Origin of the sequence: Arcicella rosea (assembly GCF_040543805.1) — a bacterium.
Taxonomy (GTDB): Bacteria; Bacteroidota; Bacteroidia; order Cytophagales; family Spirosomataceae; genus Arcicella; species Arcicella rosea.
The window spans coordinates 332,780-344,727 of record NZ_JBEUMS010000005.1; the positions used below are offsets into that span (position 1 = coordinate 332,780).

Genomic DNA, 11,948 nt, shown 5'->3' on the forward strand with positions numbered 1-11,948 from the left:
CCGTACAATGAAAATAGCTACAAACTATTAAGATAGTCATTGGCATGATGATGTATTGCTTGCTTTTTACTTTCATCCCATTTATCAAAGGTTTTTACAAGCATACTAAGTCTAGGATTTTTCAGAAAAAAAGCCCTTTGTTTGTCTAAAAAACGCCAAAATAATGCGTCCCAAGTATCCTGCCAGTCGCCTTTAGGATAGTCGCTCATCTTTATAAGATAATTACTTGCACTTATATATGGTTTGGTTGACATCATCCCACCATCAGCAAACTGACTCATTCCATATACATTGGGAACCATCACCCAGTCGTAGGCATCTATAAAAAACTCCATAAACCAACGATAAACCTCATCAGGATCAAATTCACACAATAGCATAAAGTTGCCAAGGACCATCAGTCGCTCAATATGATGGCAGTAGCCTGTTTTCAAAACCTTTTTGATGGTTTCATCTATTGGAAATATACCAGTCGTTCCATCATAAAAACTCTTTGGAATCTTTTTAGTAAAGCCCCAATAATTCTTTGTTCGCTCCTCTCTACCTTTTGATATATATACACCTCTGATAAATTCTCTCCAACCGATGATTTGTCTAACAAAACCCTCTAAGGAATTAATCGCAATATCATTGGCAAGACTATAGCTCAAGGTATGTCTTAAAATTTGCGTAGGGCTAAGCATTCCAATATTCAGCATTGGCGTAAGCAAACTATGATTTAGCAATATTTCTGTGTGAACTATTGCATCTTCATAATCTCCAAATTCTGCCATACGATTTTCAAGAAATTGGTCTAGCCATTGTTCACTTGCTGCAAATCCAATTGGATAGTTCAAATTATCTGTAAAACTGCCAATATTGTTGGAGAAATATTGATTGGTATATTCCCTAGCTTCTTTGGTGTAGCCATCTACTTTAGGGTATTCGCACTTTACAATAGATTTCCCTTTTGGATATTTTTTTCGATTATCTACATCAAAAGTCCACTGACCACCCATCGGTTCACCTGATTCTTCCAATAAGATTTTTCTATTGATTCTTTCTTGTTTATAAAACTCTGTTTGAAAAAATTTCTTTTTTGAAGGTTTGAAAAAATGCTCCAGTTCTTGTGTGGTATTCAAAAACATGGGCGATTCCAATACTTTAATTTTTATATTTAATTTATGGCAACTAGCCTTTATTCTTCTAAGTAGCCAGTCATCAACGGGGTCAATGAGGACGATAGTCTCTACTCCTAAACTATGTAAGTGAGGAATCAATTTTCTTATATCTGATTCTTTTTCAATTGTTTGAACATAGTTTACTGAAAAGTTTTTTTCAAGTAGGAAATTTTCATAATACTTCATGGTAGCCCTGTGGAAAGCTATTTTTTGTTTATGGAAATTATATTGTCTAAAAAACAAAAACTCTTCAACCAGATAGATAGGACCATCGATAGCAAATAATGGACTAAATTGAAATAGTTGATGTGGGAATATGAGTTTAATTGTTCGCATGCTCTATATTTTTATTCCTCTTACATTTTTCACTGCAATACTTAACCTCAGCCCAATGTTTTTCCCATTTTTTTCGCCAAGTGAATGGCAGTTTACAAACAGGACAAATTTTTTGTGGAAGTTCGCTTTTTTTCATGTATTTGGCTTTGACTCCTAATTACAACATACTTTCAATAGAATTGTTTTTGGGTGGTTATGTATTGTCTTCTACTTATTGACGATGCTACTCTTTCGGTACGAAGACCTTTGTTCAATAAATTGATGGAAAATTTTGAAGGAAAATGTACTTCTTCTAAATGGGCGAAAATAGAAAAATGTTGAATTATTGAAATGAGTAAATAGACTTTTAGCACATAACATGCACATGGCTTTTATTAATTCACAGACATAGTAACTTAAAATTTTTGGATAAGAGACAATTGATTGTGAAGACTGTCTCTATATTCTTTTTAGTCCAATCAACCATTCCATTCGTTTAAACCATTAGAGTGTCGCCCTAGTAGTCGAAAAATAAGCCAAAGGAGAATGAAAAAAGGAGGAAAAGGTTTTTATGATTATGAGTAAATTTTATTGAAATTTACACAAGTATTCCAAAAACAAGACTATGAAAAAAATCCTCTTATTACTCTTTTTGGGCTTTCCAATGTTTGTAAAAGCTCAAAAACCAATTGTAACAACAACTAATGGTAAAGTCCAAGGCTTGAACAGCTCAGACAATACTGTTCGTATTTTTAAAGGTATTCCTTTTGCTGCTCCACCAGTGGGCGATTTGCGTTGGAAAGCTCCACAAGCAGTACAAAACTGGAAAGGTATCAAAGAGTGTACAAACTTTTCGGCAAGTCCTATACAAAATAAACCTCAGCCTTTTTATTGTTGGACTGAAGAGTTTATTGCTCAACCAGAGCCCCTCAACGAAGATTGTCTGTACCTCAATGTTTGGACAATAGCAAAATCAAAATCCGAAAAACATCCTGTATTAGTGTGGATTTATGGCGGTGGTTTAAATAGTGGTTCTACAAATTGTGCCATTTACGATGGTGAAGAAATGGCAAAAAAAGGAGTGGTTTTTGTGAGCATCAATTATCGTGTTGGCGTTTTTGGTTTTATGGCTCATCCTGAATTAACGAAAGAATCAGGTTATCAGGCTTCGGGAAATTATGGCTTTTTAGACCAAATTGCGGCATTGAAATGGGTACAAAAAAATATCGCTGCCTTTGGTGGCGACCCAAACAACGTCACGATTGCCGGACAATCAGCTGGAGCTTTTAGCGTAACTGCTTTGATAGCTTCACCTTTGGCAAAAGGCTTATTTCACAAAGCTATTCCACAAAGTGGTGGTTTGTTATCGAATATGCTTAGTCAGAATTTAGAAAAAGCAGAGTCGCAAGGTCTTGCTTTTATGAAGAAAGCGAATACTAATTCTATTGCTGAACTGAGAAAAAAATCAGCTCAAGAATTACAAATATTGAGCAATAACCAAGAGGTTGGCAGATTTGGAACAACGATGGACGGCTATGTTTTACCTTTGAATTTATTTGAACATTTTCAAAAAGGCTTGCATAACCAAACCCCGATTTTAACAGGTTGGGTAACTGGTGATGGAAGTTTTTTGGGAGATACCAAAATGACTGTTGAAGACTACAAAAAAGAAGCTCAAACAAAATACGGCGATAGAGCTGATAGCTATTTAAGTATTTTCCCTGCCACAACAACTGATGAAGTAAAAGTTGCCAAACAAAAATTAACTTTATTAGGTTTTGCAGGTTTGCCTTCACACCTGTTAGCAAGTTTTAATAGCAAAGCAAGTTATGTTTATCAATTCGGACATGTGCCACCAGATAAGCCCAATTTCCCAAATTATGGTGCTTTTCATACTTCCGAAGTACCTTATGTACTTCATACTTTGCATACTTGGAATCGTCCGTGGCAAGCATTAGACAAAGAAATAGAAAATACATTTTCATCGTACTGGGTCAATTTTGCCAAAACAGGTAACCCGAATGGACAAAACTTACCGCTATGGAAAAGTTATGACAAACAAAAAGGAGAAATTTTGGTAGTGGATGATAAAGTAGAATCTAAAGCAGGATTTTTGAAAAAAGAATTTGATTTTTTAGAAGTGAAATGATTTATCCATAATGGTTTTTTACAAAAGAGCACTCAAGTTCGAGCATCCATCGTTAAACGATTTTGGATGCTCGAACTTGAGTACTGGTTTTACACCTTCTTCAATTCCTTCATAAATTATACATATTCAAATCATGAACACTCTTGTTATTTCCCTTCACTTTTTATAGAACAAAGTTTGGGCAAATGATAGACATTAAACTGTATCTGCTTATAAATCCATGTACTCTACCCTCAAAATAAAATAGATAAGAATTAAAATAAGCCATTGTGAATGGAATTCAGTATTGAATAAATATATTTGTTTCTTAAAATTATTCAATCCTGTAAATAAAATGAACAGAAGAGAGGTCATTAAAAATGTAGCTTTGATATTGGGTGGAACATTTTCTGCTCCAACACTCATGGCGATGAATCATTGGGAGCAAGGAATAAAAACCAATACCAGTATTGCTGCTTTCAGTCTAACAGAAACACAGCGAAAGATTGTTGCTGAAATTGCAGAATTGATTATCCCCAAAACCGATACTCACGGCGAAGCGTCGCCCGGAGCAAAAGATGTGGGCGTTCCTGCCTTTATCGAAATGATGCTCAAAGATTGCTACGCACAAGCCGAACATTTGAGTTTTGTAGAAGGTTTGACTTCGATAGAACAAGCCAAGTTCTTGGAAATGAATCAGAGCGAACGCCATGGAGTACTTAAATATTTGGAACAAGAGACTAAATCAGAAATGAAAGCTCGCCAAATGAAACAAACCAAAATGGGCGATAACGATGACCACGAGGACATCAAAAAAGCACCTAAAGGACTGCCTTTCTGGCGGTTGATTAAAGAATTAACGCTCTTGGGCTATTTCACTTCCGAAGCAGGTATCAAAGCTTCTTTTGAGTACGTACAGATTCCGGGAAAAGTTGAAAATATCAAATTAAAGCCTAACCAAAAATCGTATGCTTATTGATTTACAATGTGATTTAGGAATTTCAATAAAAGCTTTGTGATTGAAACTTTGAAATCAATCATGAATCACTCAATTTTAAAAACCTTTCAATTATGAATTTGAATATAAAAGCCAATAAAAATAATACTTTTGATGCGATAGTGGTGGGTTCGGGAATGACGGGTGGCTTCGCCGCAAAAGAACTGACGGAAAAAGGACTGAATGTATTGATGATAGAGCGTGGTCGTGAAATCAAGCATCCGCAAGATTATGACACTGCCATGAAAGAACCTTGGGATTTTGAGCATCGTGGAAAAGTAACGGCACATTCGGCGGAAGAACTTTGGGCCAATAAGCGTTTTGGTAATTTAGCTAATGAAGAAACTGGCGGACACTTTACCAATGATAAAAACAATCCGTATATAGAAAAACGTCCATTCGACTGGATTCGTGCCTATCATACTGGCGGAAAATCGATGCACTGGGGACGACAATCTTACCGATTTAATAGACAAGATTTTGAAGCCAATGCCAAAGAAGGTGTAGGCATAGATTGGCCAATTAGATATGAAGATTTAGAGCCGTGGTACACTCATGTAGAAAAATTCGTAGGCGTTAGTGGTCAGAAAGAAGGTTTAGATGTTTTGCCCGACGGACATTTCTTACCTGCCATGCCTTTGTTTGCTCCAGAACTTCATTTCAAAAAAATGATGCTTGATAAATTCAACCGTCCTGTTACGGTTGGGCGTGTTGCAAACCTTTCTCAGCCACAAGAAATACATACCAAATTGGGCAGAGCTTCGTGTCAGTACCGCAATAAATGTGCTCGTGGCTGTCCCTATGGTGCGTATTACAGTTCTTTATCAGGGGCAATTCCTGCAGCAATTTTGACCAAACGATTGAGTATTTTGCATGATAGCATCGTTTCGGAAATTATTTATGACGAACAAAAACAAAGAGCCACAGGTGTACGTGTGATTAATCAAAACACCATGCAAGTAGAAGAGTATTTTGCAAAAATTATCTTCTTGAATGCAGGTTCAATGAATACAGCGGCTTTATTGCTCAATTCAAAATCAAGTCGTTTTACGAATGGCTTAGGAAACGATAGCGACCAAGTAGGTAGAAATATTATGGACCATCACTTGGGCGTGGGTGCAACGGCAACTGTTGAAGGTTTTCTGGATGATTATGTTTACGGACAACGCCCTAATGCCCTATACATTCCACGATTCCGAAATTGGGGAAATGATAAACAATCTTATCTCAGAGGCTTTGGTTATCAGGGCGGAGCAAGTCGTGAGGGTTGGAACAGAGGCGTAAATGCTGATGGTTTTGGCGCAGATTTCAAAAAAGATTTAACCAAACCGGGGCAGTGGTCTATCGGTTTTGGTGGTTTTGGAGAAGTATTACCAAATCCAGAAAATCGTATGTTTCTCGACGCTAACAGAAAAGACAAATGGGGCGTACCAATGATTGTTTTTGATGCAGCTTTTGGCGAAAACGAAATTATGATGCGTAAAGATATTATGAATTCGGCAATGGAAATGATGGATGCTGCTGGTTTCAAAAATGTTACTGGTTATAATCGTCCAGAAGTACATTTAGGTTTGGGTATTCACGAAATGGGAACCGCTCGTATGGGTCGTGACCCTAAAACATCAGTTTTGAATGCTTTCAACCAAGTACACGCAGTAAAAAATGTTTTCGTGACTGATGGTGCAGCGATGGCTTCTTCTTCTTGTGTAAATCCTTCCATTACTTATATGGCTTTAACCGCTCGTGCCGCAGATTATGCCGTGAAAGCCTTGAAGAAAAGAGAACTTTGATGAAATTAGGGATAATGAAATTAAAGTTGGCGTTTTAATAGCTTTCCTTTGAAAATTGTTTTTGATATTCATTTTAATAAAATCCACTTATAATCTAAGTGGATTTTTTATGTTTATTGAGGGAAACTCATATGACTGATTTTTTCTATTGATACTCTTCTTCATGAATCTTCTTAAAAAAGGTTTCTGTTTCAATTATGCTGTTCATCTATCAACAAATGCTTAAAATCGGTTCTAAAGGTCAAGTTGTCTGGTATTATATGGTAATGGTCGTTTTTCTTCAAATACTTTAATCTAAAATAGCTACTTTTGAAAATCATTATTTTAATCCAATTATATCATAAAAAAATGAAAAATAAGTTTCAGGTTGCTCATTCAAAATCAAAGATTAAAGTTGGTTTAATGGTTACTTTACTGGCATTTGTATTATGTTCTTTTATCATTTCTGATCCTCAAAAGAAAAAATACTTTATCCAAAAACTTCCATTTGTATCATTGGATAGTCTTCCAAAAGTAAAACTTCCTGATGGCGTTGACCCTAACGATGAAAATTGGAAAGGCATAGATTTAACTCCTAAACAGCCTGTTCAGCCATTAACAGCAGATGAAGAAACCAAACATTTTTTATTACCTCCAGGTTATCATATTCAACCAATTCTTACTGAACCCGCTATTCAACAGCCGGGTGCTATTGCCTTTGATGGAAACGGCAGAATGTATGTGTTAGAGCTTCGTTCGTATATGTTGGATGCAGATTCTAAAAATGAATTAGAGCCAACCAGCAGAATTTCTCGTTGGGAAGATAAAAATAATGATGGCGTATATGAATCTGGAACAACTTTCATTGACAACCTGATTTTCCCTCGTTTTGTACTGCCTTATGGTAAGGATTGTATTCTCACGATGGAATCGGATGCGGATAATGTTTATAAATATACTGACACAAACGGCGACGGAAAAGCGGACAAAAAAGAGCTTTTTACAACGAAATATGGTCGTTCTGGCAATGTAGAACATCAGCAAGCTTTTATGTATTATGGCATGGACAACTGGCTATACAGTACTGTAAATGCTTTTAGAGTAAGAGAAACTCCCAACGGAGTAATTCGAGAGAAAACAGGTTTCAACAGAGCGCAATGGGGTGTAACACATGATGATGACGGGAAACTCTGGTTTCAAGGTGGAGCAAGTGGCTTGCCTTCTCATTTTCAGTTTCCTGTTCAATATGGCAATTTTGAAGTACCGAACGAGTTTGCGAAAGGCTTTGATATTCCTTGGGGTGCAGCGATAAAATTAGCTGACGTACAAGGTGGTATGGATGAAGTGCGTCAGCCTGACGGTTCTTTGAACAGAGTAACTGGCTCGGCTGGAAATGATGTTTTTCGTGGCGACCGTCTTCCTGATAAACTGAAAGGACAATACTTCTATGGTGAACCTGTAGCAAGAATTGTCAGACAAGTAAATCCTGTGGTTACAGAAGGACTCACTACACTTCATAATGTGTATCAAGACCAAAAATCTGAATTCTTGCGTTCAACTGACCCATTGTTTAGACCTGTCGATATGGCAACTGCGCCAGATGGTACAATGTACATCGTCGATATGTATCATGGCATTATTCAAGAAGGACAATGGACACAAAAAGGGACATATCTTCGGACTAAAATTGAACAATATCAATTAGATAAAGTAGTGGGTTTGGGCAGAATTTGGCGAATTACGTATGATGGAAAAGAGCGTGATAAAAATCAGCCTAAAATGTTGAATGAAAGTACTGCTACTTTGGTAAAACATTTGGAACATCCAAACGGCTGGAGAAGAGATGCAGCACAACAATTGATCGTTTTACGAAAAGACCTGTCGGTTGTGCCAGCTCTAAATGCGATGGTGCTGACTAATAAAAATGTGTTAGCAAGAATTCATGCGTTATGGTCATTAGAAGGTTTGGGCGCTTTGAAAACGAATGTACTTCAAAAACTATTCAAAGATTCAAATCCACGTATTCGCATTCAGGCACTTAGAGCGAGCGAAACTTTGTACAAAGCGGGCGAAAAAAGTTTAGAAGCAAATTATACAAGTAGTTTGAGCGATCTCAATACAGACGTCGTGATTCAAGCGATGATGACGGCTAAGTTTTTGAATTTACCCAATTTAGATAGCAATATCAAAATGGCGATGGAAAAGGACAAAGCTCTAGGTGTAAAATTAATTGGTGAACAAATTATCACGCCTCCTAAAAGCAGAAATATGGGACCATTTGGTGCGCCAGAATTAAGTAAAGAACAAAAAGAAATAGTGGCCAGAGGTTCAGTAATTTACAATGAATTATGTTCGCAATGTCATGGAAATAATGGAATGGGTACTCCTGCTGGAGCTGGCAAATTAATGGCACCAGCTTTGGCTGGGTCACTTCGTATTCAGTCACATCCAGAGTATGCAGTAAGAGCAATTTTGCATGGAATGGAAGGAGCCATTGACGGTAAAACTTATACTGCAGGCATCATGGCAAGTATGAAAGAACAATCTGACGAATGGGTTGCAGACGTAGTTTCCTATATCAGAAATGGTTTATCGAATGATGCTTCTTTGATTACGCCTCAACAAGTAGCGAAAATTAGGGCTAGAACGGCGGAGCAAAAAACAATCTATCAACATGATAAATTATTAAAATCTGTTCCGAAAGAAATCTTAGTACAAGATGGTTTGAAAGTTACTGCAAGCCATACAGCTTCCACTCGTATTGGCGGAAACGTTTCTCCATTGAGTGCCTTTACTTATGAAGGTTGGTCAACTGGGATTAATCAAGAAAAAGGAATGTGGTATCAAGTAGAACTTCCTACGGTTATGGCTGTTTCGGAAATACATTTTAATGCGCCACAGAATGTTAAAAAAGGTTGGCAGTTCAAACCCAATACTCCTATTCCGTTTATTCAAACGTATCCGAGAGAATTTATTCTTGAAACGTCCGTTGATGGCAACACTTGGCAGGAAAATATACAAAATATTAAAGGAAATGAAGGCGAGAATATCATTTCATTGAATTCCACAAAAGCTAAGTTTGTGCGAATTAAACTAGAAGCAAGTGTTCCAAAAGATGGCGACGATATTCCTTGGTCGATGAGGCAATTGAAAATTTATGGGCAGAAATAATGTAATGTTTTCAGCTTTCGGTCATCAGCGGTCAGTGTTTGCTGGCAGTTGATGACTGAAATGGTATTTTTAGTAGTATTTTGCCAATCATGAGATTGGCGAATACTACTATGTTGTAAAGCTTTTGTTCAATTAAAGACAGAATTTTTATTTAGGTATAAGTGACGCTTCGCTTACCACTTAAACCAGTAATTAAAAAGCTTTCATTTAGTCTTATTCAAGAATTGAAATATTTGTTGTTTCAAGTCACTGTTAGAATTTTCTTCAAGTAAAACATCTTTTAATTTATAGGATTTGTTATTTTCCTCTGGACGTTTGAAGATTTCTGTATCTGGGTTTGCTCCATTTTTTAGCAAAAAAAGAACTGTATCGTAATGTTCTTGTAAAATTGCCGCTGCTATTGCAGTTTGACCATATTCATTTGTTTTATTTACTAAGGCTCCTTGTGATACCAAAAATGTTACCAAAGGTAAATTCCCACTACGTGCCGCAGCCATTAGTGGAAAATATCGGGTAGTATTTCCTTCTCGTCTTTCTCCTATCTCCATATCATTTACATTAGCCCCTCTATTAAGTAAACCCTGAATAATCGTAGAATTTAATTCTTTGTCCCTACATGCCATAATAATAGCAGAACTGCCATTTTTATCATATAGATTTGGGTTAGCTCCCGCCTCAAGTAGTAGTTTGGATATTTCTGTTTGACGGTGTAAAATTGAAATCATAAGTAATGAAGTCCCTCTTGTTTCTTCTTGAAAATTCAATAACGAAGTATCTTTCTTGATTGTTGATACAATATTTTCAACATCTTCTGCTCGAATTGCTTTGGTAAGTTCCCAAGCTTTTGTGTCTTGAAATAGCCTATAATCTGAGCCTATTAGCTTAGACTTGTCAATCGAACCATTCTCTTCTTTACAGGATATACAACTACTGAATATGAACAAGTAAGCAAATCCAACAATAATTTTGTTTGTAAATTTCATTTGCATTATCTTAAATTTAATTTCACTAATCTTTCAAATTGCTCTAATAGCGTGAATTTTACCATCAACTTTGCTGGTAGCCAATTATGAGGTGACGCTCTTTTTTACTTTTAGGTCGTAGGAACACTTCGCTTAACCAACGACCAGACGGAGTGAAAATATAACGCCGAGTAGGGATTTCCACTATCTATTTACTCAGCCTTACCAAAAGTTTTATTTAAAAAATATCTTTATTTTCTAATCTCATTGAGATAAAGTCTCTGTAAATAAATGTTGCGTTCCTTCCATCAATAAAAGATATTTGAACCGTTGGAAAAAAAAATATATACCAATGAACAATTTTTGATTTAATAGTCAAAACATCTATTCTCTTGTAATATTTTTTACCAAAAAACAAATTATCTACTTCTAACATATCGTTATTTTTAGAAATTTGACAAAATGTTGAAATTAAAATCATATTTATTGAAGAATATAAACAAATAATAACAAAAAGTATCTGAGCATTCAAAATAAAGAGTATGGTACCAAAAATAATAGTTAAAATAGCACCTAGTAAATACCCCACACTACTTAATGTCGTATTTAGGCTTAATATTTGTTTTTTATTAACCATCTTCTTTTTTAGATATATTTTAACCAAACTGGGTTACTATGACGAGCTAAGGAATTATTATCTCACTTATTCTTATCAATTTTATCAGTTACCAGAAAATATGAGCCTTGTAAAAATGAATCTACAAAATTTGTCTTTTTGGTACTTGCTTCTAAATAGAAGGGAATAAATAATGTATCTATTGAAGATTGTTTAGAAATTTTAATTGACTCCTTTTGATATGTATTTCCAGTATATATTAATTTCCCGTTTTGAAAATTTCTTTTTAATACTTTGAAACCTTTTTCAAACTGCTCTAAGCTGTATAGTCCAGAAACAGTAAAAGATGTTTTACTATACTCATTAAAAGTTAACAAGCTATCTGTAAACTTAAATCGAATGGTGTCATTATTAGTGGAAATAAACATCAAACTCTTATTAAATTCCTTATTTACATCAGGTTTAAATGACATTGCTATTTTTTTATTGGTATTATTAGTAAGTTTCAAGCGTACAGGAAATACTAATATTTCGGGAGGAAACAAAATACTGTCAACCTCTAATTTTAACATATTTGTTTTCTCGTAGTAAGGTAATATTACTACATCTTTGGTTTTACCGCAATTCCAGAGTAAAACCATCAATAGGTAAAAGGTAATTATTAGGGTATTTCTATTTTTCATATTGTTTAAGTAATATCATAAACCATTGCTTGAGAGTAGAAGAGTCGATTACGAGCAAGATGCTCTTCTCCGTTTGGGGTCGTAGGAACGCTTCGCTTAACCAACGACCAGACAAAGCGAAACAAACATTTAGTGACTATGATTACC

Annotated in this window: 9 protein-coding genes; 4 read left to right on the forward strand and 5 right to left on the reverse strand. The window is 35.6% G+C overall.

Annotated elements, in window-relative coordinates:
* Positions 1-17: 17 nt before the first annotated feature.
* The gene (locus tag ABID42_RS08875; protein ID WP_367283352.1) at positions 18-1,496 is read right to left on the reverse strand and encodes a cryptochrome/photolyase family protein; all 1,479 of its coding nucleotides are present in this window, start codon (positions 1,494-1,496) and stop codon (positions 18-20) included.
* Positions 1,483-1,632 (reverse strand): DUF2256 domain-containing protein, encoded by a 150-nt coding sequence (locus ABID42_RS08880; RefSeq protein ID WP_367283353.1) that lies wholly within the window; start codon positions 1,630-1,632, stop codon positions 1,483-1,485. Before ABID42_RS08880 ends, ABID42_RS08875 begins: the two co-directional genes overlap by 14 nt.
* Positions 1,633-2,100: 468 nt before the next feature.
* Between ABID42_RS08880 and ABID42_RS08885 the strand changes: the two genes are divergently transcribed.
* The 4 genes from ABID42_RS08885 (at position 2,101) to ABID42_RS08900 (ending at position 9,540) form a co-directional block, all read left to right on the forward strand.
* Positions 2,101-3,624 (forward strand): carboxylesterase/lipase family protein, encoded by a 1,524-nt coding sequence (locus ABID42_RS08885; RefSeq protein WP_367283354.1) that lies wholly within the window; start codon positions 2,101-2,103, stop codon positions 3,622-3,624.
* A gap of 334 nt (positions 3,625-3,958) precedes the next feature.
* Positions 3,959-4,582 (forward strand): gluconate 2-dehydrogenase subunit 3 family protein, encoded by a 624-nt coding sequence (locus tag ABID42_RS08890; protein ID WP_367283355.1) that lies wholly within the window; start codon positions 3,959-3,961, stop codon positions 4,580-4,582.
* A 92-nt stretch (positions 4,583-4,674) separates the two neighbouring features.
* Positions 4,675-6,390, forward strand: coding sequence for a GMC oxidoreductase (locus tag ABID42_RS08895; protein ID WP_367283356.1), 1,716 nt, complete (start codon positions 4,675-4,677; stop codon positions 6,388-6,390).
* A 348-nt stretch (positions 6,391-6,738) separates the two neighbouring features.
* On the forward strand, positions 6,739-9,540 hold the full coding sequence (locus ABID42_RS08900; protein WP_367283357.1) for a DUF7133 domain-containing protein: 2,802 nt from the start codon (positions 6,739-6,741) through the stop codon (positions 9,538-9,540).
* Between the two features lie 203 nt (positions 9,541-9,743).
* On the opposite strand, the gene ABID42_RS08905 is transcribed toward ABID42_RS08900, so the two are convergent.
* From ABID42_RS08905 to ABID42_RS08915, 3 genes are all read right to left on the reverse strand, one after another.
* The gene (locus ABID42_RS08905; RefSeq protein ID WP_367283358.1) at positions 9,744-10,523 is read right to left on the reverse strand and encodes an ankyrin repeat domain-containing protein; all 780 of its coding nucleotides are present in this window, start codon (positions 10,521-10,523) and stop codon (positions 9,744-9,746) included.
* 217 nt (positions 10,524-10,740) lie between these two features.
* Entirely contained in the window at positions 10,741-11,139 is a 399-nt protein-coding gene (locus ABID42_RS08910; protein ID WP_367283359.1) for a hypothetical protein, read from the reverse strand.
* 62 nt (positions 11,140-11,201) lie between these two features.
* Complete coding sequence (locus ABID42_RS08915) at positions 11,202-11,801, reverse strand: hypothetical protein (RefSeq protein ID WP_367283360.1); 600 nt, start codon at positions 11,799-11,801, stop codon at positions 11,202-11,204.
* Between the last annotated feature and the right edge of the window lie 147 nt (positions 11,802-11,948).

Bases quoted from the DNA above. Each gene is read 5' to 3' on its own strand.
- ABID42_RS08875 (WP_367283352.1), bottom strand. From the start codon at position 1,496: ATGCGAACAATTAAACTCATATTCCCACATCAACTATTTCAATTTAGT.
- ABID42_RS08880 (WP_367283353.1), bottom strand. From the start codon at position 1,632: ATGAAAAAAAGCGAACTTCCACAAAAAATTTGTCCTGTTTGTAAACTG.
- ABID42_RS08885 (WP_367283354.1), top strand. From the start codon at position 2,101: ATGAAAAAAATCCTCTTATTACTCTTTTTGGGCTTTCCAATGTTTGTA.
- ABID42_RS08890 (WP_367283355.1), top strand. From the start codon at position 3,959: ATGAACAGAAGAGAGGTCATTAAAAATGTAGCTTTGATATTGGGTGGA.
- ABID42_RS08895 (WP_367283356.1), top strand. From the start codon at position 4,675: ATGAATTTGAATATAAAAGCCAATAAAAATAATACTTTTGATGCGATA.
- ABID42_RS08900 (WP_367283357.1), top strand. From the start codon at position 6,739: ATGAAAAATAAGTTTCAGGTTGCTCATTCAAAATCAAAGATTAAAGTT.
- ABID42_RS08905 (WP_367283358.1), bottom strand. From the start codon at position 10,523: ATGAAATTTACAAACAAAATTATTGTTGGATTTGCTTACTTGTTCATA.
- ABID42_RS08910 (WP_367283359.1), bottom strand. From the start codon at position 11,139: ATGGTTAATAAAAAACAAATATTAAGCCTAAATACGACATTAAGTAGT.
- ABID42_RS08915 (WP_367283360.1), bottom strand. From the start codon at position 11,801: ATGAAAAATAGAAATACCCTAATAATTACCTTTTACCTATTGATGGTT.